A 22,633-nucleotide genomic window follows, 5' to 3' on the forward strand; every position below is an offset into this window, starting at 1 on the left:
ATTGGTTATACCATCAGTATTTCTTACTTATTCAGATTTTTTAAAACACGATAGATAATTTATTATTTAAAAAGATGTTAAGTTGTTGTTTTTTAAAATTGATCTTGATAGAGCCATTTTATTGTATTTTTACGGTATGAGTGGTTTTCCAAAAAAACTTCAAAAAAAACTTAAGAATAGGGAAGAGAATAAGGCATTAAGGAAACTTCCAGAGCAAAATGAATTGATAGATTTTGCTACTAATGACTATATCGGTTTTTCTGGTTCAAAATTAATTTTTGATAATGCGCATAATGCATTAGAAAAAAAAGGAATATGTCAAAACGGAGCTACTGGATCTCGTCTGCTTTCAGGAAATCATGAGTTGTATTCTATTACAGAAGAGATATTGGCAAATTTTCATAATTCAGAATCCGCATTGATATTTAATTCAGGATATGATGCCAATGTTGGTTTTTTTTCATCAGTACCGCAAAGAGGAGATATCATCCTTTATGATGAGCTTATTCACGCTTCTATACGAGACGGAATAACGATGAGTAATGCTAAATCGTATAAATTTAAACATAATGACTTGGTAGATGTTAGCCGTCACATTGAGCGAAGTCGAAATGTAGATGGCTTTGATAATGAAGTGTATATAGTTACCGAGTCAGTTTTTTCCATGGATGGAGATATTCCTGATCTAAAAGCTTTTGCTAGACTATGTCAAGAAAATAAGTGTCATTTTATAGTAGATGAAGCACACGCAACAGGAGTTTTTGGTAATAGTGGGGTCGGTTTAATTCAAGAATTAGAACTAGAAGATACTGTCTTTGCAAGGATACATACTTTTGGAAAAGCACTCGGTTGCCACGGATCAGTAATTTTAGGAACATCTGAATTAAAAAGTTATTTGGTAAATTTTGCTAGAAGCTTTATTTACACAACTGGTTTACCGCCTCATTCACTTTCGGTTATTCAAGCGGCCTATGCAGAATTAAAAATAACCTCGGAAATTGAAAAACTGAGAAGTAATATTTACTTTTTTAATCAAAAAGTAGCAGCAGTTAATCTAAAATCATTTTTTATAGAAAGTAATTCTTCAATCCATTGCTGTGTAATTTCGGGTAATGAGAATGTCAAAGCAGTAGCACTGCATCTTCAAAAAAATGGATTTAATGTAAAACCTATCCTCTCTCCTACTGTTTCGGAAGGAAAAGAACGATTACGTTTTTGTTTACATTCTTATAATACAAAAGAAGAAATAGCAGAAGTTTTAGAGTTGTTAGCTACCTTTGTTCAAAATTAAATTGACAGATCATTATGTCAGATAGGGCTATGACAAATTCTAGAAAAATATTTATCACAGGAATCGGAACAGATGTAGGTAAAACAGTAGCTTCGGCAATTGTAGTTGAGGCACTACAAGCTGATTATTTTAAACCCGTTCAAGCAGGAGATTTATCATATTCTGATACGGATAAAGTAAAGGAATTAGTGAGTAATACTAATACCAGATTTCACCCCAACAGTTATGCATTAGAAACACCAATGAGTCCTCACGCGGCAGCTGAGATCGATGGAATTACAATCAATATTGATACTATTACAATTCCAAAAACTAAAAATGATATCGTTATTGAAGGAGCAGGAGGTTTATTAGTTCCACTTAATGATGAGAATACTATTTTAGATCTTATAAAATCTGATTATAAAGTTATCGTAGTTTCCAGGCACTATTTAGGAAGTATTAATCATACATTGATGACAGTAAGGTTGTTACAAGAGAAAGGATTTGATCCTTCTATTATTTTTAGTGGAGATGAACATGTAACTACAGAGGCTATTATCAAAAAAATGACTGGCGCTAGTGTTATTGGTAGAATCGAGAATGAACCTTATTTTGATACGATGGTAGTTAAGGAATATGCATCGCTATTTAAGGATAATTTAGAAGCATTATGACTTTAAAAGAAAGGGATAAAAAACATCTTTGGCATCCACTTACACAACACAAAATTCATCCAGATGCCATGCCTATTATAAAGGCAGAAGGAGCTTTGTTATTCGATGATGATGAAAAAGAATATATAGACGGAATTGCTTCTTGGTACACTGCAATGTATGGACATTGTAATCCATATATTATAGAAAAGGTAAATACGCAAATGCGGAATCTGGATCAGATTGTTTTTGCTGGATTTACACATGAACCAGCCATTCATCTTTCTGAAGAATTGATCAAAATATTACCGCAAAATCAAGAAAAAATATTCTTCTCGGATAACGGATCCACTGCAAATGAGGTGGGAATTAAAATGGCGCTACAGTATCATTTTAATAAAGGTGAGAAGAGAAATACGATTATAGCCTTTAACGATGGTTTTCACGGAGATACTTTCGGAGCCATGTCTGCATCTGGATTGTCAGTATATAATGGACCTTTTGAAGATTTTTTTATAGATGTACAACGAATCCCAACTCCGAATAATGAAAATTTTGAAGAGGTTATAAATAAATTATCAGAAATCATTTCTACATATAATGTGGCAGCATTTATATATGAGCCATTAGTACAGGGAGCAAATGCGATGCATATGTTTGAAGCTAAATATCTAAACGAAATCCTTAAGATTTGCTCCGTTAACAATATCATTACTATTGCAGATGAGGTAATGACAGGTTTTGGTAAAACCGGAAAAAACTTTGCTTCAGATTATATAGAAACAAAGCCAGATATTATATCTATGTCTAAAGCTTTGACAGCAGGTTTTGTTCCAATGGCGGTAACTAGTTGCACGCAGGAAATATACGATGCGTTTTTAGATGATTCTATTGGTAAAGCTTTTTTTCATGCACATACCTACTCTGCTAATCCGATAGCATGTTCTGTAGCGATTGCAGGAATCGAACTTTTAGGTTCTGAAGAGATTCAGAAAAATATTAAAAATATTATAAAATCTCATACGGACTTTGACACTAAAATAAAGAACCATCCCAAAGTAAAAGCTACTCGACAAAAAGGAGTTATATATGCTTTGGATCTTGATATAGAAATGGATCGATATGGTAAAAAAAGATATGAGATTTTCGATCATTTTATGAAAAATGGGGTTTGTCTTCGTCCTTTGGGTAAAACCATCTATATATTGCCACCATATGTGATTACTCAGGGTCAATTGAATAAAATTTATGACACGATCCTGGTTCTTTTATCTTCCTTGTAAACAAAAGGTTATAAGCTAATTTGAAAAATACTGGGAATTACACGGTAACAAATGTCAAGTTTTTGATACTATTAAGAATAGGCATGGTGTATTGTCTAATTAATAAAATGAATAAAACCCAATTTAGTTTACTATGAAAAAACTTTTATTTTTATCTACAATTTCAATCACTCTTTTAGCAAGTTGCGATAGCGATTCTGTAACAGATGAATTTGATAATGCTAATGGTGATACGGCCAAAAAATTAATTGAAAGAGTTGAATTTGATTCAGCACAGATCGATGAAGAAGATTATACTTTTACAGTTAATTATGATGCTAATAATAGAGTAACTAGTGCTTCTAATGGAGTTGATACAGGTGTTTTGGTATATGAAAACAATGAATTATCAACTGTTACAGGTGGAAGTGAGCCTTTTAGTTTAAGCGAATTGTATCAAGATCCTTATGATGTTTTCGAAACGGGTGATGTATTAGAATACGATACTAGTGGCAACCCGATTTCTATAAAAGTATTTGAAGAAAGTTATGAGTTTAATGAGACAACCGGTATTTATGAAGAGGTAACAGAAGAGTTTACTGCTACAATAGCATATGATGCCACTCCTAACCCTTATTTCTATACGTTTGAAGCAGCTGGTCTAATTGAAGTATTAGATAGAGTTCAGTTAAATTTTAGTATGATGCCGCAAAGCTCTGAAATCTTAAGAGCTCGTGCATTATTTCCTTTAAATAATATTAAGTCTATCGTTTACAAAAATGAAGCTGGAGAAGTAGAAGGAGAAGTAAAGATTGATTATGTTTATGATGCGGATAATTATCCTAGTTCTGGTACTATTACAGTAATTGTAGATCAAGAACCAACTTCTGTCTATACCGTGAGTTATAGCTACAAGCAATAGAGTAGTTTAGGAGTCTTAAAAAAATGTTTAAAAAAAGAGATTAGTAAATAGCTAATCTCTTTTTTTTATTCTGATAATGAAATTTTTTTATCTAACTGAGCTTTGAATTTCTCTTTCTCATCAATATAAAAGGCTAATGTTTTAAATTTTCTTTTAATTCCATAAAGTCCGATTATAGTATTTTCTTTCTTCAGGTTGATAATCATATTATGACTTTCTAATTCGCCTAATGGAGATAGTTTTCGAGTAGTTTCACTAAATTCAATAGGTTTTGAAGAAATTTCGATAGATTTTATATTATTAATATCTATTGTAGCTTCGCTTAAGATTCCATATCGTAAATGAATTGTATTTTTTTCGATTGAAAAAGGTCTTTTAAACATTGATTTTAAAAATCCAAAGATCTGAACTCCAGAATAAATACTTAATCCACTTACTATCCAGGCCGCTTCAATACTCCATTTACTAAGAAGAATATGCAGTACATATGTTTCTATTGCAATAATTGCAATTAGTGCTATTAAAACGGATATAGTACCACTATTTTTATGATAAGAAAATTCGTTACTATGTAATTTGATTTTCTTCCAGGAGATAAAACCATAATAGAAAACAGCTACTTCCATGGTAAGTAACATAGCTATCTTTTCAGGTAATATTTCTTTACAAGTAATTTTTAAAGTAGAGAAAAAATCGCTACCCTCTTTTTTATTAGTGTTATATGATTTTTGAACTTTTCTTACTTTAAATAAGATAAATGTAAAAACACCAATTTCTAAAAAAGGTAGAAACCAAGTTTTAATTTGATCCAAAAACACCTGGTTTTCTTTAGGAATAATAAATGTTGTTATTACAATTCCTAAAACGAATAGTGATATGACCGTGATTTTTGGGATGTTCTTTTTTCTGATTAATAGAAAATAGATAAAAGGAACCGTAAAAAGAAGATCCGCAGTAATCCCTATTGATAAAAGTTCTGGATTTAATTCAAATAATTTTGATTTCGCAATTGCAATCATTAAAGTAATGATCAATAAAGGAAATCCAAATACACTAATTGAATGTGCTATGTTTAATCTTTTAGTCATAAATTACTCTTTTAGATTAAAAAAAGTTTATTCATTTTTTTGACCTTCTCCCCATAATAAATCAACCTGTTCATTGGTTTTGTCAATAATTACATAGAGTTCAGAATATGTCCATATATCATTTTGTTTTGTGCCGACAACATAGATTGTTGCCTCTCCTTCAGGACCTTTTATAGGTATAGAAATATCAACAGAACCTTCATTATTTTCAAACAGTAAGCTACCATTCATAATACCATTGGTTTCTATGGGTTCTCCCAGCATTTGAACTACATATTCATCCTCTTGTGCTTTTATAAATCCATCTTGATAAGGTGTTGAGTTTGTAAATGCTTTGGAGAATCCAAATATAACAGAGCCTAAAAAGACACAGAATATGATGATTAATGTAAGACAGCCTCCTAAAGGCACTGCCCAGGGCCAATTTCTACTAAACCAACTTTTTTGTTGTGTGTGTTCTGCCATGATATACGGTGCTTTTTCTTACTCTATAGGTATGGATTTCTGTTGTTTTGTTACAAGATATATTTATTCGTAAAGATAGTTTCCCGCCGCGTCACCCATTTTTCTCATATTATGACCAACATTAGGAATTACTTTTAGTTCCCAATTAAATAGATAGCCCATTTCTTTGGCTTTTGATTTGGCAACTTTAAAAAAGTACTTTGCTCTTGCCAATCTATGTAATCCTTGCTTATCAACAGTTTTGGAGCGCAGTAAAATTCCGCCGGTTTCATTTTCATTATCTAATTCTCCAACAAAAATTGTTAGTTTTTGTAAAAAAGCTTCTTTCAAATTTTCTTTTGAAAGATTAAGATCTTCTATACCAAACGGATATTTTGTGTCAAAGTCAGTTAATGTATAACTGCCGGAGTTTGCAGCAATTATTCTATTTGCTTTCGATTTGGTATGCAAAATAGCAAATCGATGCAATATTTGCCCTCCTGCAGAATGCCCGAATATATCATAACTTTTTTGAGAACTATTTAGAGCAGTTATCGCTGATTCAAATATGGTATCGAAATCGTGATATATCCATGTTGTTTTATCTAGATTTAGTTGGATAGAAGTTTTGTCTTCATCAAGATAGACCTGATTTGTGTTTTCAATAAAAGATATGCTTTCGCGGGTATTTACATCTTTGACAATTCCTCCCAGATGATAATCTTCATATGGATATGCTATTTCAGGATAACTGGGAGATAAGATTAGGATATTATGCTTTTCCGATTCCTCAATCCAACTATCTCGATAACTATCACCATTTCTGCCAGACCCCGGAATGACTAATAGTACTTTTGATGAGGGGTTAAATTTTTTTGGTTTGTAATAATAAACAGTAATGATTTTGTTTTCATTTCCTTTACCTCCTTTAACGGTAAATGTTCCCGGACCTTCTTGGATTGAAATTTCTTTATTTTGACTAAATGTAAAAGATACACAAGCTAAAATTATAAGGTATACTATTCGTTTCATTTTGATATAAATTTTAATGTTTTATCAAAAATTGAAAATTTATAGTCTATTATTTTTTGATATCGATTACTTAGATAAGTAAATGCCTAGAAAAGTAGTTTTCAAAGACCAATTATGTTTGTCATTAAAACTCGACAATTCATCAGTTTTATGGAGTTATTCGTCGATAATTAAAAATAATCTAGACATATTGATTACTTTAGATTATATGGTTTTTGATTGGATCTTTTTGGAAAAACTAATAGAAAGAATACAGAAAAAAGAATGGATTAAGCATTTGATTTTTTGGGTTGTAGTAGTACTAAGTTTTATTGCAAGAGATCGAATCCTTGATGAACATACTTTGTATACATCCTGGGTTCGTCAGGTATGTCTTTTAATTCCGCAACTAATCGGATCCTATTTTTTAGCATATTATTGGATTCCAAAATATATTGTTAGTAGTAAGAAGTTCCTATATATATTATTTCTGTTTTTGATTGTATACATTACTATTGTTTTAGCAAGATATTTAATTATTCATGTTTCAGAAACCCTTACCAGAACGTTACCTTATAGACGAGAATCTTTAGTAGAAATAGTATTGGATTGGAAGAAATTATTATCAGAATATTTCACTCCTATTTATGTTGTGGTATTAGGGTTTCTTTTTATAAAATTCTTTATTCATTATATAGAGGCTAAACAAAAAACGTTACAAATCGATAAAGAAAAAATTGAAACAGAATTAAATTTATTAAAAGCACAACTAAACCCTCATTTTTTGTTTAATACCTTGAATAATATATACCTTCTAGCGTTAGAAAACTCTTCAAAAACTGCTTACTCTATTGAAAAATTATCTGAGATTCTGGATTATATTTTGTACCGATGCACGGATAAATATGGTTCGTTAAGAGCTGATGTAAAGATGTTGGAGAACTATATAGAACTAGAAAAGTTGAGGTATGATGATCGATTACAAGTGACTCTAGAAAAACATATAGAAAAAGATATAAATATAGCACCACTGATTCTGCTCTCTTTTGTAGAAAATGCTTTTAAGCACGGTGCTGGAGAGGATAGCGGTTCTCCTAAGATCAATATTTTGATTAGGTATACTAATGGATTATTTATATTTAATATCTCTAATACTGTTGATGCTGTACCAGATGATAGTCAAAAAAAGAAAATCGGACTTGCTAATATCAAAAAGCAGTTAGATTTATTATATGATAACCGATATAAATTAGAAATAAATAATAACCAGAAAGGTTTATTTGTGGTCGAGTTGAAAATAGAAATTACTGATGAAAACTAGATGTTTACTTGTTGATGATGAACCGCTGGCAATCCGGTTGCTAGAAAATCATATTTCTAAAATAGATTCTTTAGAGGTAGTTGCTACTTGCAATAACGCAATCAAAGCGCTGGAGATTTTAAAAAAAGAGCAGGTTGATTTATTATTTTTAGATATAAAAATGCCAAACATTACAGGATTAGAATTTCTAAAAACCTTAAAAACACCTCCGAGAACTATCATTACCACAGCATACAGGGAATATGCATTAGAGGGGTATGATTTAGATATTTTAGATTATTTGCTGAAGCCTATTACTTTCGAAAGATTTTTTAGAGCAATAGAACGTTTTTTTAGAAATGAACAAGAGACGTTTTCGTTTTCTAAAAAAAATATGGAATCTACAGAAGAATGTTTATTTGTAAAAACTGGGAATAAATATCATAAAATACATCCTGATGACATTATGTATATAGAAAGTCTAAAGGATTATATAAAAATATATACGGATACAAAAGAGATACAAACGAAATATAAAATCAGTGATTTTGAAAAAGTACTCCCCAAAAAATCATTTTTAAGAATTCATAGATCTTTCATTATTAACTTAGATAAAATAACAGCCTATACACAGCATGATATAGAACTAGGTCTTATAGAAGTTCCTATTGGAATTAGCTATAAGGAAAAAGTATATTCTCATCTAAAAATCAAAAAGTAATTTGATAATTATGGTCCTATATCAATTAATAAATTAACAGTTGAACATGCGAGAACAAACCCCTACATTTGTTCAAAAATTAAGTGTTGCAAAACCCAATATCGATAACTGGAATTTCATCTATATCCCCTCTAGGAATTTCATCTGAGGAGATCTGGAATTTATATAAACAATCATCACATCAGATTACTTTTGAAGATTTTGCGGGTAGTATAGCTCCTGTTGCTAAGTTAAATTCGGTGACAAAACAAGAGATCAAAAAACTTAAAGACGAGAATTCTCAGTATGCTTGTTTGGATGATTCTGTTTTATTTGCAGTTTTCGCTGCAAGAAACGCTATAAAAGATGCAAACTGGGAAGGAGAATTTAATTACGGGATTAATGTTGGCTCTTCTAGAGGAGCAACGGGTCTTTTTGAGAAGTATCACAAAGAATTTTTAGAGACCAATCAATCATCTACATTAAGCTCACCCACTACTACTTTGGGCAATATATCTTCTTGGATTGCACAGGATTTAAGATCTAAAGGTCCGGATATAAGTCATTCTATTACGTGTTCTACTGCTTTGCACGCAGTACTAAATGGTATTGCTTGGCTTCAGTCTGGTTTAAGCGATAAGTTTTTAGTAGGAGGAAGTGAAGCTCCACTAACTCCTTTTACGATTGCCCAGATGAAAGCTCTTAAGATTTATGCTTCAGTTAGAAAAGAAGCCTACCCTTGTCAAGCGATGAACTGGAATAAAACCAGAAATTCTATGTTTTTAGGAGAAGGAGCAGGTGTTGCTTGTTTAGAAAATGGAATTAAAGAAAATGCGCTGGCATTAATCTCAGGTATTGGATACGCTACAGAAGCATTAACACATAATATATCAATATCTACAAAGGCGGATTGTTTTCAGAGGTCTATGAAAATGGCTCTAAGAACAACCGATTTAAAAGAAGTTGATGCAATAGTATTGCATGCTCCTGGAACTGTAAAGGGTGACCAGGCAGAATATAATGCCATTAAAACTATTTTCGGAGATCAGACCCCAGCATTAACAACCAATAAATGGAAAATTGGTCACACATTTGGAGCGAGTGGAATTTTAAGCATGGAGTTAGCTATTTTAATGATGAAACATCAGGAATTTATACCAGTCCCTTATGTAGATCATAAAGTAATTCCCAAAAAGTTGAATAAAATTATGGTAAATGCTGTAGGATTTGGAGGAAATGCGGTTAGTATTTTATTAGAACTACCATAAAAGTGAATATAGATTGTTATTAAAACTATCGAATTTGATAAAGCTAATTTGTGTTTTTTGATTTTAAACAATTACTTTTGAAAATTCACATACCATTGATTTATGAGCGTTATTAGACACGATTGGACATCACAGGAAATATTAGATATATACAATAAACCATTAATGGAGTTGCTTTATGAAGCGGCATCTGTACATCGTGAATATCACGATCCTAATACAGTTCAAGTTTCTACATTGCTATCTATTAAAACAGGAGGTTGTCCAGAAGACTGTGGGTATTGCCCTCAAGCTGCAAGATACCATACAGATATAGAAGGTAATGATTTGATGAGTGTACAGCAAGTAAAAGCACAGGCACTTCGAGCTAAAGCTTCTGGGAGCTCTAGAGTATGTATGGGAGCTGCTTGGCGTAATGTAAAGGATGGACCAGAGTTTGATAATGTGTTGGAGATGGTGAGAACTATCAATAAACTAGAGATGGAAGTTTGTTGTACCTTAGGAATGATTACAGAAAATCAGGCGCAACGACTTGCAGAAGCGGGATTGTATGCATACAATCATAATTTAGATACGTCAGAAGAATATTATAAAGAAGTAATTTCTACCAGAGGTTATGAAGATCGTTTGCAGACTATTGATAACGTTCGAAAAACCAACGTAACCGTATGTAGCGGTGGTATTATAGGAATGGGGGAGAAATCAGAAGATAGAGCAGGAATGTTAGTGGCTTTGGCAAAATTGAGCCCGCAACCAGAATCGGTGCCAATTAATGCACTAGTTGCTGTTGATGGTACTCCGATGGAAGATCAAACACCAGTGGAAATTTGGGATATGATCAGAATGGTAGCTACTACTAGAATCGTAATGCCACAAACTCAAGTAAGATTATCCGCAGGAAGAACAGAAATGAGTAGAGAAGGACAAGCTATGTGCTTTTTTGCAGGAGCAAATTCAATTTTTGCAGGGGATAAATTATTAACCACTCCTAACCCTGATGTAAATCAAGATATGGAGATGTTTAAGAAACTAGGGCTAAATCCTCAAAAACCATTTGTTAAAAAGGCGCAACCTGATACAGTAGAAGCAGAAGATTCTAAGTATGAAGCAAAAGGTGAAAAACCTAAATGGTCAAGACCAGATCATACTATCGAAAAGAACGAAGCAGCTAAGCAAAAAGGGAAAGAAGCTTTACTTAACAAATAATCCTTGAAAATAAGGTTTTAGAATTATTTCATAGTCAGTAAGTGGAATTAAATTTAGAGCAAATACCAAGAGTTGAGTCAATCACTAAAGAAGAATTTCTTAAAGAATATTTTATACCACAGAAACCAGTGGTTATTAAGAGATTAATAGAAGATTGGCCAGCTTATAAGAAATGGAACCTAGAGTATATTAATGAGGTAGCCGGTGATAAAGAAGTGCCCTTATTTGATGATAGACCAATAAACTCTGAGTTTAAATTTAACGAACCGCATACAAGCATGAAAATGAGCGAGTATGTAGATTTGTTAAACTCAAAGCCTACTAATTACAGAATCTTTTTATATAATTTATTAAAAGAAGTACCAAAACTTAGAGAAGATTATAAATACCCTAATATCGGTTTGAGGTTACTAAAAAAAATGCCATTTCTTTTTTTTGGAGGCCAAGGTTCTAAGGTATTTATGCATTATGATATTGATTTAGGTAATATCCTTCATTTTCACTTTCATGGAGAAAAACAATGTATACTATTTCCTCCATCCGAAACTAAATATCTGTATAAAGTACCTCATGCACTAATTGCACATCAGGATATTGATTTTACAAATCCTAATTTAGAAAAATGGCCGGCCCTTAAAAAAGCTAAAGGGTACATAGCAAATCTCACACACGGAGAAACACTTTACATGCCAGAAGGATACTGGCATCAGATGACATACCTTACACCAGGGTTTTCTATGAGCATTAGAGCAATGGCTACTAGATTAGGAAATATGAACAAAGCTGCATACAATATTTTCTTTATGCGATATTTTGATAATGCTATGCGTAGGATTGGTGGTCAGAAATGGATGAATTATAAAAATGAAGTAGCTATCAAAAGAACCAATAGGAGATGTAATTGCTAATTAGAGAAACCTTGCAACTCTTTTGATTTCTTTTTGTCTTTATAAAAAGAAGATCATACAATATCTAGGCATGGAATTTGCGAATATTATTTTGTTAATAAGTGTTTCTCAAGGATTTCTTTTTGGTTTTGCGATTTTGTTTTCCCCATACTTTAAAAGCCAAACAAACACATATTTAGGATATTCAATTTTAATTTTGGCTTTCTTAATGTTTAATGTATATCTAGATACACTACAGGTATATCAGCAACACCCTAAATTCTTAATTTTATACGATATAGAATGGATATTTTTGTTTCCAGTTTTTTTCTTTTATTATATATTAAAATCAATTAACCATAAGCTATTAGAAAGCAAGAAGCTTTTTCTCTTATACATCCCGTTTTTATTCTCTGTGATCGTAAATGTTGTTTTTAATTTAGAACACGTTTATGAATGGTACTCTTATTCATGGGAATATAAAGAGTTGGTTTATGGTTGGATTTTTGATATCCAAGAGTTTGGTTATTATTCCTTTAATTTTGTGATTGCAATTTGGGCATATAGTATTCTCAAAAATAAAAGGTACATAGGTCATCAAAATAGCAAATGGCTAAAAAGATTATGTGTCTGGGAGGTTTCATTAGTTACTTCTTGGGTCTTGATAGACATTATTGATATGATTTTTGGTTTAGGTTATGAAATTGGAATTTCTATAATATGCTCCGGAGCATCTTTATTTATATTTTGGATTGTGTACAATGGAATTTACTCATTAAAACTTACTAGCATAAGAAAGAGTATTAGTAATAATGACGTAAAGGTTAAAAAACCAGAAGTTTCAGCTTCTCAACATTCGTTTTCTAAAAACAATGTATACTTCCTAAAATTGGAAAATTTATTACAAAGAGAGTATATCTATCGAGATCCTAATTTGAATCAAGAAATGATTGCAGAAACTTTAAACATAAGTTCTGGATATCTTTCTCAAATTGTAAATGACATAACTAAAAAGAATTTTACAGCGTATATTAATTCATATCGTGTAAAAGAGGTAAAAGATATGATACTCAATGAAGAATTTGATAAATATAGTTTATTAGCAATAGGATTAGAAGCAGGTTTCAAGTCTAAAACTACATTTTATACTTCGTTTAAAAGGGAAACTGGGTTAACTCCAAACCAGTTTAAAACTAATCAGAAAAAGGTACTGATTTTTTAAATCTTCATATTTCCGAACATTGATTCTCCGTGTACTATCTAGTTTTGATCCCAATCAGGAGCAATGTTTATTTAGGTCCATAGGCTTTTATCGTTCCTTATGACTTCGTGCAACTGATCGATTTTTTAATTGTCAATAGTGGTATAATTCTTAAAACGTAATAGTATGATTTTAGATTTTTTTAAAAAGTATTTTTTAGGCTTCATTTTGGTGTTTCTAATAGGGTGTCAATCCGATGATGATACACCGATAGTTGTAGAAGGAACTAAAAATGGATTTTGGTTAGCAGCGGATAAAGGTTATATAATTGAATTTACGGATGATCAGGATATCCTGTATAATGTGAATACCTATGGATGTTCAATTGCCGATGCTAATTTTAACGAAGAAGAATTTGCGGGTTTTCAATTTGATGTAGTTAATGTTAATGAATTAATAGGTGTTTCAGAATTAATAGCTTCGGATATTAAGTTTACAAGACTTGAAAATCAAAATGAGCTTTGTTTATCAGATCAAATTTCTCAAACAGAGGATCCAAAGGTAAATTTTGATCATTTCTGGAATATCTTCAATGATTATTATGCTTTTTTCGAAACAAGAAATGTGGATTGGTCACAATACGAAAACCTAGGAGAACATGTAACTTCTGAGAATTTTTATGAAATTATAGGAGAACTTGTATTATTACTCAATGATGGTCATGTTATTATAGATGATGAAGAAAATAATATTGGTATAGATGCTGGTTTGCCTGGCTTATTAGAACGATTAAACTCAAGCTTAAGTGGGGATTTAATTATTGACTCAGGAGAAGATTATGATCGACTTTATAATCAACGATTAGAGGTGATAACACTAAAATATTTTGGAGGAGAGTTTGAGATAGATGAAAGCGAAAATATTGCTTGGGGTATGCTAAATAATGATATTGGATATGTTAATATCCTTGGTATGGCAGGTTATAGCGCTAATGAAAGTATGGAGTTACAAACGCTAAATACTGTTTTAGACAGAATGATGAATGATTTTAAGAATTCCGGAGTGTCTAAATTGATTATCGATACTCGTTTTAACGGTGGAGGATATGATATGGTATCTGTAGAAATAGCATCGCGATTTGTTGATCAAGAACGGCCTGCTTTTTCTAAAAAAGCTAGATTAGGAAATAGTTTTACAGAAAGCACCTCTATATCTGTAACCCCTAAAGGAGATTTTCAGTTTACGGATGACATTGTATTACTAACAAGCCCATTAACTGCTAGTGCTGCAGAAATTTTCACACTTTGTATGAAAGATTTACCTTATGTAACTATCGTAGGAGATAATACAAATGGTGTTTTTTCTGATATTTTGGTTCATGTGTTGCCAAATGGAGCATCAATAGGATTGTCTAATGAGGTGTATAGTGATGCTCAAGGTGTAGTTTATGAAGCAATTGGAGTTGGTCCCACTGAAGAGAATAGAGTTCCGTTATTTTCCAACGATGATTTTAATGAGGAAAAGGATAGTGGAATAGATAGAGCGGTTGAGTTGCTGAGTAGTGGTAACTGATAGTTTTATTTATAAAAAAATAATCCCGCAATTACTGATTGCGGGATTATTAGTAAAAGAATTATACCATTTCGTAAATGCAGTAAAACCCATTACATATTCCTCTTCCGTAGTCACAATCCATTTCGGTACGACAAGTGTTTACACCTGGACCTCCACCGCCATTGATTGTTTTTAATTCTTTACTTTTTAGTGTTTATCTTAATTCAGAAATTTGTTTTAACATATCTTAATCTTTGTTTATTCTTATCTCCTGAACTTTTAGAGATATATATTTTGTAATAATTATCGAGATTGAACTCGCATAAATAGTTTAGAAAAATTGAAGTTTAAAAATGATTTTATTCCTTATGGAAAAAACTATATTTAATTAAATGATACGATAATAATATTGTTCCAATAGTAGCAAAGAGTATTGCTAAATAAAGGCTTGGAGAATATATATTGTTTAGTATTGTTTCAATAGCTATAGGTCTGTCTGATCGTTCAGAAAAGAAGAACAAATAAAAAAACAATAGAAATACAATTATTGTATAAATAACAGTGAAAATTTTCAGGCTATTTGATTTTTTTTTCAAAACAAGTTTTTTTTTCTAAAGATCAAAATCAATGATATTCAGATTTGTGAGTTTGATTAAATCTCCAGGTAATTCACTAGGCGTTAGATACAGTTTTGCAAATGGTTTGAAATATTTAGGACCATTAATTGGACCATATTGGGCAATATAAGCATCCAAAGTTCCTCTATAACTGCTAGATTGTATGGCACAATCAGCAGCTGACCAAGCTGCCGCCATTAATCCTCCTCTTACTGCTCCCAATGCAGCACCAAACACAGCTCCTCCTACTGCACCAGTAGCTGTACCTATGCCTGGTAGGGCAACAGTTCCTCCAAGAGCGCCTACAGTACCACCGCTAATAGCTCCTAAAATTGCGCCTCCGGCAATTCCTCTTCCAATAGTTTTACCCTTGCCTGCAAAGCATCCCCAAAAACCTCCTTTAGCATATAATTTTGAACTATTATTGAATGATTTAGAATCGATTTCTATATAATCGTTGTATGCAAGTTCGGAAGCATATAAGAGCAGATCTAATTCTTTATATGCATCTGCTGATAAAGATGTTTTCTTAGTTTCTAATTTGTTTTTGTATTCCTCAATAGTATTAAGAACTTCATTATCGTAACTTTTTCCTAATGCGTTAATGTATTCGATAAAAAAACTTTTATGATCAGAAGAGTAGTTGCGAAATTCTCCAGGTAAGGTATTTACATAAACTAAATCCGTTGCTAAAGATTCTGTATTTAAAACTTCCTCAGACAAAACAGGTAAATTATTGTCCTGTTCGTTGTAATTTAATGTTTTTGCAATTTCCTCATTAAGGTCATCGACATTTTTAATATTATCCTTGATAGATTTAGAATATTCCGTTAAAAATAATTTTGCATCCTGATATTCTACATTTGTAATATTCTCTTCATTTTCGAAGTCTTCGGTAGAACAAGAAGTGAAAAGTGACAAAAAAAATAGGACAGCCCCGATTTTTAAAAATGATAATGTTTTCATAAAAGTGTTTTGTTTTTCTACCTACTCTATTAATAAGGCTTTTCGGTATTCGCCTTTTGTTACGTAACGTTTGTTTTTTGATTGGTACAAATGTAGAATAGTGTGTAGGGTCTTAACAAATGTTGTAATAAGACATTCAGGAAAATCGTCTGGATATTCTCAGAATATCGATTGTTTGTTTATTTTATTAAGATTTTGATTTTCAAGTGTTTTGGTTCTTTTTGCGTGTGCAAATTGATAAAAACAAATAATAATATCTTTACGCACAATTTAATAGTGCAGATAAAGGTTTAGTTTTTATTAAAATGTATTTTACAAATGAATTATAACAGGTTGTTCTTTAAATTTTTATTCTTTCTTCTTTTTACAAATCATATAATTGCTTTTCAACAAAATCAAGAAATTAATAGCAACGAGGATAGTTATCAATTTTTGGCAGAGAAATTTTATGAAAACGAAGGAGATACCATTCAGGCTAGAAGATATGCTCATAAATATCTTTTAAAAGCAAAAAAAGCCAATGATACCATTAATGTGGTAAATGGATATTATTTCATGTCTTTAATTAGCAAGAGCCCTGAAGCTCATAAATATAGTGATACCATAATTAGAATGACTAAAAATTCTAATTTGGCAGAGTATCCTATGTATTCATATTATCATAGAGCAGCATTATTTTTTAATGAGGGAGATTTTAAAAAAGCTTTTGATTACTTTCTTAAGGTATATGAAGAGGCTAAAAAGCATAATAATATAGGATTGGAGTATGCTAGTAAAAAAAATATTGGAATACTAAAAGCGCTACTGGGAGAAAACGAAACTGCACTTATAAACTTAAGAGATTGTTATACATTTTTTGCTAAGCATAAAAAACAAGCGCCGGTTGAGTATTTAGAGTTACTTTTTGCTTTGTCAGAGTCTTATAATTTTAATAAAATTCTAGATTCTGCATCTGTTATAAACCATTTGGGATATAAAGAATCTATTAATCTTAATCATGAAGAATTACAATATTATTTCATTTTAAATGAAGGTATAAATCATTTTTCTAAAGAGAATTATAGCGCAGCTAAGGATAGTTTGTTCAGGTCTATTGAATTAATGGAGGATAATGATGATTTGGCTAACTTAGGGCAAGCTCGTTATTATTTAGGAGAGTCGTTGTCAGTTTTAGGATATAAAGATCTCGCTATTGAAGAACATAAAAAGGTAGATGCCATATTTCAGAGAACTCCTTTAATTATTCCGGAAAGTAGAAAGAGCTATGAAATTTTAATTAAACATTATAAAGATATTAATGATACCAGTAATCAGTTAAAATATATCGAACGTTTATTAAGAGTTGATAGTATTTTGAATAGTAATTACAAATATTTGATTAAAAATGTCGTGCAGAACTACGATACTCCTAGATTATTAGCTGAAAAACAGGAGATTATTAATTCATTAGAAAAAGGTGGAAAGACATCAATACTTTGGATTCTCCTGTTGAGTATGTTGTCTCTCCTGTCGATCTTATTTTTAGGATTTAATTATGCAAAAAATAGAAAATATAAAAAGCGGTTTGATGAATTATTTCTCGTTTCTAATCTAGATAAAGTTTCTAAGGATAAGGAGATAACTATAAATAAAAAAGATGCTATTGGTATTGATGAGAGAATAGTAGAGGATGTTTTGGATAGGTTATTAATCTTCGAACAAAATTTAGGATTCCTAAAGCGAAATATAACTACAAATAGCTTAGCAAAAAGTTTTAGCACAAATTCAAAATATCTATCCAAAATTATAAATGCATATAAAGAGAAAAATTTTAATACGTATATAAATGAGTTGCGCATAGAGTATGCTGTAGAGAAACTAAAAACAGATGGGAAATTTAAAAAGTACTCGATAAGAGCAATTGCTCATGAAGCAGGATTTAATAGTACAGAAGTATTTTCTAAAGCATTTTATAAAAAAAATGGAATTCATCCGTCTTATTTTATCAAACTACTAGAAAAGCATCAACAAAGTTAGTTTCAAATGAAAATTTATTAATACACTAATTATCAATGTTTTAATATTCGTTTTTCCGGAAAAAAAGGAAGTGTTTTAAATAAAAAAGCGTATCGACAGGAAATAATCTCTATGTTTGCGATGAAAAAAGTAAAGTATCTATATTAATGAAAAAGAAACAAATTAAAAGGAAGTTAAGTTTTGATAAATTAACCATTGCTAAGTTGTCAAATGTGTCTATGATTAAAGGAGGTAGTGGTATATATAGTGAAGAGCAAAATATGGACTATACCGTTAACTGTCCTACTGTTATTACTTGTACAGTAACAGGAATCCATACAAATACATCAATTGGAAGACCAACGCAAGGACTTACAAAATGTAATTGTGATTTATAAACGTATAATTTTTATTTTAAATAAAACTTCAACAATTAATTTTCAGTACTAGTAAAAGATTTACTGTTTTATTAATTATTTTGAAGTTCATTAACCTTCTCAAAAACTAATTGGTTTTCCCATCCTCTATAGAGTAGATAATCAATTAGTTTTTTTCTTTTCTTAAAGGCATTTGTTTCAGAAATAGTAGCGAATTTCTTTTCTGCGAGCTCGTGAAAAGTTTTCAGATATTCATTTTCAGGAATTTCTTTTAAAGCCATTTTAATACAGTAGGCAGAGATTTGTCTAAATTTTAATTCTCTAACGATTCTTTGCTTACCCCATTTCTTAATTCTGAATTTTCCTCTGGCGAAACTTTTAGCAAAGCGTTCTTCATTAAGAAAATTATGATCCAGAAGATGTAAGATGATCTTTTCTTTTGCTTCAGGAATCAGTTTCATAGTGTTTAACTTATCACTGATATCTTTATGACAGCGTTCTTGATAGGCACAATAGTGCTCCATTTTTTTTAAGGCTTCCGTTACGGTTATGGATTGTGGTGGTTTTTGATACATCACCGTAAAAATACATAATCACGTATTATAAGTTTAATAATAGCATTTTATTTGTGATTAAATCTTTTTTAGTAACCTTATTCATTTTTAAAAAATCTTTGATTTTTTCTTGATATGGTTTTCCTTCAAAGCTTTGAAGCAGGTTTCTTCGGGTGAGTTTTTTAAGTTCCAACGGCAAATATTTTGATTTATAGTGATAGCTGTTAAAAATGGGCCAATCTGGTAAAAACCTATTCACTTCTTTGTAGATATGGAGCACTCCATTACTTCCGATAAATTCGCAGAAATTTCCATTGGGAAGTATGCTAAAATAAAAAGGATCAATCTCTTCACTCTGAACTTCTGAGCTTATTATATTCTTTACCTCCTCAATGTTAAGGGGGCTATTAGCATAATATAATAAAATCTCCATTTTATGAATAAGATCAAAGCTGTCAATTTTAGACATTCCTTCGAAGTTCTTCATAACCGTATACAGCATATTCTGATAGTTTTTTTCCATGTCAGTACTAAATAATTGGGTTAAAAATAGACTTATTGGTATCTAAAAATTCCTTCCATAGATTAGTACAGAAGGAATTTTTGGGTTAAAAGCAAAGTAACATTATTTAAAATCCAAAAATAGTGTCAGGATCAGGAAATGTAGGTCCGGTTGTTGGGCCAATAACGATAATAGGTCCTCCAGTGCAACCTCCGCCATTACCATCATCCATTACACTTGGATTATGATTGCCACCATTGATGTTTTTAATTTCTTGAGTTTTTAATGCTATTAGATTTTTCATGTTGTGAGAAATTAGTGTTATTGATAAATTGATTACATTGAGAATACATCCGGATCAGGAAATGTAGGTCCAGTAGTAGGGCCTAAAATGATTATAGGACCCGGAAATCCTGGTATGTCGGTGCATCCACCACCTGATCCATTGTCCCAAACGTTAGAGCTATGATTTCCTCCATTAATAGTTGTAATTTCTTGATTTGATAATGCTGCTAAATTTTTCATGAGTATATAATTAAAGATTATTGATAAAATGATTGTTAGATCTGAAAACTCTGGAAGTTGAGCCATAAATTTTTGTAATATTTTGATACTATATATGGCTATAACAACTCATTTAGTTTTAAGGTTGCGGGTTTTGCGGGAAGTAATCATCCCAATCGCTAGGGTCTCCAAAAGGAACAATTGGCAACCCTCCAGTGGTATCTCCAGGTGAGAATAGATTTCCTCCTCTTAAGGTCGTTAATTCTTCGATTAAAAGTTCTGTAAACAAATTTGATGTTTTCATGATATTAGGTTTTAAATTTGTGAATATGTATGTTTTGTACTGAAATAGAGTAACTTATAAGTGTTACTTCATTTACAATACAAGGATACAACGCCACAGTCTCATTAGTTGAGACTCTCATAAAAAAATGATTTTTTTTGAACAATTATTTAGAATAGATATGCGAGATTCTATGTTTTCTGTCTAGATGAAGATAGTTATTCACTAATTTTAGTAATTGTAAAGTTCTCGAGAAAGAATATATTCTTTATTTGTGTTCTTAAACGTTAGTTTTAAACTATCTAATTGTTTTTTAACACTTTTGAATTCACAAAATTGAGCAGCAGTTTTAATTGGGTTGCCATTAATCAAGAATCCTTTCATATTAGGAGTAATTCCCAGTATGTGCGCTTTACTACCTTCGATTACTGATTTTATGTAAACCTCTTCTTCAAATCCGAAACTTACTCCAAAATCTTTTTCAGTCAATTCTAGATTTTTTGTTTTTTGATATAAGGTTATAGATGCGGTAGTCCAGTCAATGGTAACTACAAAGTTTTTTAAAAAACCTAACCCAAGAGCTCTGAAAGATGATTTCTCACTTATCTTGGTAGTGATAGTAGGAATTAAAAATGTTTTCTTTTTTCCAAGATATAGGTTTTCTAGATTTACCAAATACTGCTTTGAATTACTTCTACCTCCTAAGCCTCTACTACCTTCTCCTAGAATATTTATTTTTTTACCAAACGGCAATGATGCTATTTCTTTCGTAGAAAGTTTTAAAATATCACTCATACCCGTATCCACTATTAATCTAGTTTTAGTATTGTCTGACAAATAAATAGGAATGTATAGGTGATGACTAAACCTATTTTCTTTTAGCTTTAGTTTCACTCCCTCTTCTTCATGTTTAGGTAAAAGGTTTGATTCTTTAGCGATATAAATTTTATTACCTTGAAAATCCAGTTGCCAGACAAAATGACGCATGATGTTTTTCCCGATAATCCCATAAATGTTTTCGGTACATGGAAACTCACTTGGAGATTTGTTGAACGCAATATTTTTTAGTTCGATTCCTGAAACATCTAAAAAAGGGATATTGAAGATTTTAGGGAAGAATATTTTCCCATTGGGATCCATCCCGATTCCTCTACCGATTGATTTACCTATTTTTTCTTTAGGAAAACTTTGGAATAGGTAGTTAGAAGCTCCGGTATCTAGAATAAAAGGATATGTCTTGTTCGAGTTGTCAATTTTTATATCAATCAGTATATGTCCGTCGGAAGAATATCGAAATGGGATCGAAATATTATTTGGCGCACTGGAAATGGTAAGTTGATCCTGTTTTTTATAATTATTCATTAAAAAATACAAATACAAACCACTAATTAAAAATATAACTAATACTATCATGCCTAGAGTATGTTTCTTTTTGATTTTCATTGTACGTTACTTTTTAAAGTAATATTGTGATCACTCTTGATAATCAAATTTAACAAGTGAACTTACCTGAAACTCACTTTATTTATTCTCATTGTTTTAGGTTTAGAAGGTGAGTCATAAAAAAGCGGATAAATTAATACCCGCATTTATGAAGAACTGATGTTATTTTGGTTTGATTTTATACCATACGAGAATCAGTAGGTAAATTATCATATAATCCTTCTATAAGATCTTCAACAGCTTCTACAGCATCGTTTACTGCATCGGTTAAATCATCCCACCAGTTACCACCGTCGATAGTTATTAATTCGTTAGTAGTCATATCTATTAGTCCTTGATTTTCTAAGTTTTTCATTTTTGATATGTTTTAGAGTTATGATGTAAAAGTAGATGTAAAGGGTCTCATTTAATGAGAGTCTAAGATTTTGAAAACAAAAAAGTGAGCAATATACTTGCTCACTTTTTTTTGATATTTAGCAATACTCTTATGAAGTGTTGCTAAATATTTTAAAGGACTTCTAAAACTGTAAGGTTCTAAAAGTTTGTTTTTAGTTTCCGAATAATCCGTCAAAGAAACCTACTACAGCGTCAGCTGCATCTACAATTGCATCGTGTATAGCTTC

Annotated in this window: 24 protein-coding genes; 13 read left to right on the top strand and 11 right to left on the bottom strand. The window is 31.2% G+C overall.

Annotated elements, in window-relative coordinates:
* Positions 1-136 precede the first annotated feature (136 nt).
* From Q0829_RS23130 to Q0829_RS23145, 4 genes are all read left to right on the top strand, one after another.
* Positions 137-1,291, top strand: a complete 1,155-nt coding sequence (locus tag Q0829_RS23130; protein WP_298547455.1) for a pyridoxal phosphate-dependent aminotransferase family protein — start codon at positions 137-139, stop codon at positions 1,289-1,291.
* Between the two features lie 14 nt (positions 1,292-1,305).
* Entirely contained in the window at positions 1,306-1,947 is a 642-nt protein-coding gene (gene bioD / locus Q0829_RS23135) for a dethiobiotin synthase (protein ID WP_298547397.1), read from the top strand.
* On the top strand, positions 1,944-3,209 hold the full coding sequence (gene bioA, locus Q0829_RS23140; protein ID WP_298547400.1) for an adenosylmethionine--8-amino-7-oxononanoate transaminase: 1,266 nt from the start codon (positions 1,944-1,946) through the stop codon (positions 3,207-3,209). Before bioD ends, bioA begins: the two co-directional genes overlap by 4 nt.
* Positions 3,210-3,342: 133 nt before the next feature.
* The gene (locus tag Q0829_RS23145) at positions 3,343-4,110 is read left to right on the top strand and encodes a hypothetical protein (RefSeq protein ID WP_298547401.1); all 768 of its coding nucleotides are present in this window, start codon (positions 3,343-3,345) and stop codon (positions 4,108-4,110) included.
* A gap of 65 nt (positions 4,111-4,175) precedes the next feature.
* On the opposite strand, the gene Q0829_RS23150 is transcribed toward Q0829_RS23145, so the two are convergent.
* The 3 genes from Q0829_RS23150 to Q0829_RS23160 form a co-directional block, all read right to left on the bottom strand.
* A complete protein-coding gene (locus Q0829_RS23150) occupies positions 4,176-5,198 on the bottom strand; it encodes a hypothetical protein (RefSeq protein ID WP_298547404.1) in 1,023 nt (340 codons plus the stop codon).
* Positions 5,199-5,225: 27 nt separating this feature from the next.
* Complete coding sequence (locus Q0829_RS23155) at positions 5,226-5,663, bottom strand: cytochrome c oxidase assembly factor Coa1 family protein (RefSeq protein ID WP_298547406.1); 438 nt, start codon at positions 5,661-5,663, stop codon at positions 5,226-5,228.
* A 63-nt stretch (positions 5,664-5,726) separates the two neighbouring features.
* The gene (locus tag Q0829_RS23160; protein ID WP_298547409.1) at positions 5,727-6,674 is read right to left on the bottom strand and encodes a hypothetical protein; all 948 of its coding nucleotides are present in this window, start codon (positions 6,672-6,674) and stop codon (positions 5,727-5,729) included.
* Positions 6,675-6,792: 118 nt separating this feature from the next.
* On the opposite strand from Q0829_RS23160, the gene Q0829_RS23165 reads away from it, so the two are divergent.
* From Q0829_RS23165 to Q0829_RS23195, 7 genes are all read left to right on the top strand, one after another.
* Positions 6,793-7,974 carry a sensor histidine kinase gene (locus Q0829_RS23165; RefSeq protein ID WP_298547411.1) on the top strand — a complete coding sequence of 394 codons (1,182 nt, stop codon included), beginning with the start codon at positions 6,793-6,795 and terminating at the stop codon, positions 7,972-7,974.
* A complete protein-coding gene (locus Q0829_RS23170) occupies positions 7,964-8,674 on the top strand; it encodes a LytTR family DNA-binding domain-containing protein (protein ID WP_298547413.1) in 711 nt (236 codons plus the stop codon). The genes Q0829_RS23165 and Q0829_RS23170 overlap by 11 nt, the downstream gene beginning before the upstream one ends.
* An 86-nt stretch (positions 8,675-8,760) precedes the next feature.
* Positions 8,761-9,921 (top strand): beta-ketoacyl synthase N-terminal-like domain-containing protein, encoded by a 1,161-nt coding sequence (locus Q0829_RS23175; protein ID WP_298547415.1) that lies wholly within the window; start codon positions 8,761-8,763, stop codon positions 9,919-9,921.
* Positions 9,922-10,023: 102 nt separating this feature from the next.
* Positions 10,024-11,127: a biotin synthase BioB gene (bioB, locus tag Q0829_RS23180; protein WP_298547417.1), complete on the top strand. Its 1,104-nt coding sequence runs from the start codon at positions 10,024-10,026 to the stop codon at positions 11,125-11,127.
* Positions 11,128-11,168: 41 nt separating this feature from the next.
* Positions 11,169-12,035, top strand: coding sequence for a cupin-like domain-containing protein (locus tag Q0829_RS23185; RefSeq protein WP_298547420.1), 867 nt, complete (start codon positions 11,169-11,171; stop codon positions 12,033-12,035).
* Positions 12,036-12,105: 70 nt separating this feature from the next.
* Positions 12,106-13,236: a helix-turn-helix domain-containing protein gene (locus Q0829_RS23190; RefSeq protein WP_298547423.1), complete on the top strand. Its 1,131-nt coding sequence runs from the start codon at positions 12,106-12,108 to the stop codon at positions 13,234-13,236.
* A 165-nt stretch (positions 13,237-13,401) separates the two neighbouring features.
* The gene (locus Q0829_RS23195) at positions 13,402-14,787 is read left to right on the top strand and encodes a S41 family peptidase (protein ID WP_298547426.1); all 1,386 of its coding nucleotides are present in this window, start codon (positions 13,402-13,404) and stop codon (positions 14,785-14,787) included.
* Positions 14,788-15,380: 593 nt separating this feature from the next.
* On the opposite strand, the gene Q0829_RS23200 is transcribed toward Q0829_RS23195, so the two are convergent.
* Positions 15,381-16,352 carry a hypothetical protein gene (locus tag Q0829_RS23200; protein WP_298547428.1) on the bottom strand — a complete coding sequence of 324 codons (972 nt, stop codon included), beginning with the start codon at positions 16,350-16,352 and terminating at the stop codon, positions 15,381-15,383.
* Positions 16,353-16,670: 318 nt separating this feature from the next.
* On the opposite strand from Q0829_RS23200, the gene Q0829_RS23205 reads away from it, so the two are divergent.
* Both Q0829_RS23205 and Q0829_RS23210 read left to right on the top strand, forming a co-directional pair.
* On the top strand, positions 16,671-18,368 hold the full coding sequence (locus Q0829_RS23205) for a helix-turn-helix domain-containing protein (RefSeq protein ID WP_298547429.1): 1,698 nt from the start codon (positions 16,671-16,673) through the stop codon (positions 18,366-18,368).
* A gap of 146 nt (positions 18,369-18,514) precedes the next feature.
* Positions 18,515-18,745, top strand: a complete 231-nt coding sequence (locus Q0829_RS23210; RefSeq protein ID WP_298319665.1) for a class I lanthipeptide — start codon at positions 18,515-18,517, stop codon at positions 18,743-18,745.
* Positions 18,746-18,816: 71 nt separating this feature from the next.
* Here Q0829_RS23210 and Q0829_RS23215 read toward each other — a convergent pair whose 3' ends face one another.
* From Q0829_RS23215 to Q0829_RS23245, 7 genes are all read right to left on the bottom strand, one after another.
* Positions 18,817-19,248: a regulatory protein RecX gene (locus Q0829_RS23215; RefSeq protein WP_366893867.1), complete on the bottom strand. Its 432-nt coding sequence runs from the start codon at positions 19,246-19,248 to the stop codon at positions 18,817-18,819.
* A 76-nt stretch (positions 19,249-19,324) separates the two neighbouring features.
* The gene (locus Q0829_RS23220; protein ID WP_298547431.1) at positions 19,325-19,780 is read right to left on the bottom strand and encodes a hypothetical protein; all 456 of its coding nucleotides are present in this window, start codon (positions 19,778-19,780) and stop codon (positions 19,325-19,327) included.
* A 127-nt stretch (positions 19,781-19,907) separates the two neighbouring features.
* Complete coding sequence (locus tag Q0829_RS23225) at positions 19,908-20,084, bottom strand: hypothetical protein (RefSeq protein ID WP_298319660.1); 177 nt, start codon at positions 20,082-20,084, stop codon at positions 19,908-19,910.
* Positions 20,085-20,116: 32 nt separating this feature from the next.
* A complete protein-coding gene (locus Q0829_RS23230; protein ID WP_120752386.1) occupies positions 20,117-20,305 on the bottom strand; it encodes a hypothetical protein in 189 nt (62 codons plus the stop codon).
* Positions 20,306-20,423: 118 nt separating this feature from the next.
* Positions 20,424-20,588, bottom strand: coding sequence for a hypothetical protein (locus Q0829_RS23235; RefSeq protein WP_298547432.1), 165 nt, complete (start codon positions 20,586-20,588; stop codon positions 20,424-20,426).
* 210 nt (positions 20,589-20,798) lie between these two features.
* Entirely contained in the window at positions 20,799-22,010 is a 1,212-nt protein-coding gene (locus Q0829_RS23240; protein ID WP_298547434.1) for a hypothetical protein, read from the bottom strand.
* A gap of 178 nt (positions 22,011-22,188) precedes the next feature.
* The gene (locus Q0829_RS23245; protein WP_298547436.1) at positions 22,189-22,365 is read right to left on the bottom strand and encodes a hypothetical protein; all 177 of its coding nucleotides are present in this window, start codon (positions 22,363-22,365) and stop codon (positions 22,189-22,191) included.
* Between the last annotated feature and the right edge of the window lie 268 nt (positions 22,366-22,633).

This window comes from uncultured Aquimarina sp., from assembly GCF_947492405.1.
In the GTDB taxonomy this organism is placed as follows: domain Bacteria; phylum Bacteroidota; class Bacteroidia; order Flavobacteriales; family Flavobacteriaceae; genus Aquimarina.

Coding starts and splice junctions, on each gene's coding strand:
- Q0829_RS23230 (WP_120752386.1), bottom strand. CDS start 20,305: ATGAAAAATTTAGCAGCATTATCAAATCAAGAAATTACAACTATTAAT.
- Q0829_RS23150 (WP_298547404.1), bottom strand. CDS start 5,198: ATGACTAAAAGATTAAACATAGCACATTCAATTAGTGTATTTGGATTT.
- Q0829_RS23160 (WP_298547409.1), bottom strand. CDS start 6,674: ATGAAACGAATAGTATACCTTATAATTTTAGCTTGTGTATCTTTTACA.
- bioB (WP_298547417.1), top strand. CDS start 10,024: ATGAGCGTTATTAGACACGATTGGACATCACAGGAAATATTAGATATA.
- Q0829_RS23130 (WP_298547455.1), top strand. CDS start 137: ATGAGTGGTTTTCCAAAAAAACTTCAAAAAAAACTTAAGAATAGGGAA.
- Q0829_RS23245 (WP_298547436.1), bottom strand. CDS start 22,365: ATGAAAAACTTAGAAAATCAAGGACTAATAGATATGACTACTAACGAA.
- Q0829_RS23190 (WP_298547423.1), top strand. CDS start 12,106: ATGGAATTTGCGAATATTATTTTGTTAATAAGTGTTTCTCAAGGATTT.
- bioA (WP_298547400.1), top strand. CDS start 1,944: ATGACTTTAAAAGAAAGGGATAAAAAACATCTTTGGCATCCACTTACA.
- Q0829_RS23210 (WP_298319665.1), top strand. CDS start 18,515: ATGAAAAAGAAACAAATTAAAAGGAAGTTAAGTTTTGATAAATTAACC.
- Q0829_RS23240 (WP_298547434.1), bottom strand. CDS start 22,010: ATGAAAATCAAAAAGAAACATACTCTAGGCATGATAGTATTAGTTATA.
- bioD (WP_298547397.1), top strand. CDS start 1,306: ATGTCAGATAGGGCTATGACAAATTCTAGAAAAATATTTATCACAGGA.
- Q0829_RS23195 (WP_298547426.1), top strand. CDS start 13,402: ATGATTTTAGATTTTTTTAAAAAGTATTTTTTAGGCTTCATTTTGGTG.
- Q0829_RS23215 (WP_366893867.1), bottom strand. CDS start 19,248: ATGGAGCACTATTGTGCCTATCAAGAACGCTGTCATAAAGATATCAGT.
- Q0829_RS23155 (WP_298547406.1), bottom strand. CDS start 5,663: ATGGCAGAACACACACAACAAAAAAGTTGGTTTAGTAGAAATTGGCCC.
- Q0829_RS23200 (WP_298547428.1), bottom strand. CDS start 16,352: ATGAAAACATTATCATTTTTAAAAATCGGGGCTGTCCTATTTTTTTTG.
- Q0829_RS23145 (WP_298547401.1), top strand. CDS start 3,343: ATGAAAAAACTTTTATTTTTATCTACAATTTCAATCACTCTTTTAGCA.
- Q0829_RS23225 (WP_298319660.1), bottom strand. CDS start 20,084: ATGAAAAATCTAATAGCATTAAAAACTCAAGAAATTAAAAACATCAAT.
- Q0829_RS23235 (WP_298547432.1), bottom strand. CDS start 20,588: ATGAAAACATCAAATTTGTTTACAGAACTTTTAATCGAAGAATTAACG.
- Q0829_RS23205 (WP_298547429.1), top strand. CDS start 16,671: ATGAATTATAACAGGTTGTTCTTTAAATTTTTATTCTTTCTTCTTTTT.
- Q0829_RS23220 (WP_298547431.1), bottom strand. CDS start 19,780: ATGCTGTATACGGTTATGAAGAACTTCGAAGGAATGTCTAAAATTGAC.
- Q0829_RS23170 (WP_298547413.1), top strand. CDS start 7,964: ATGAAAACTAGATGTTTACTTGTTGATGATGAACCGCTGGCAATCCGG.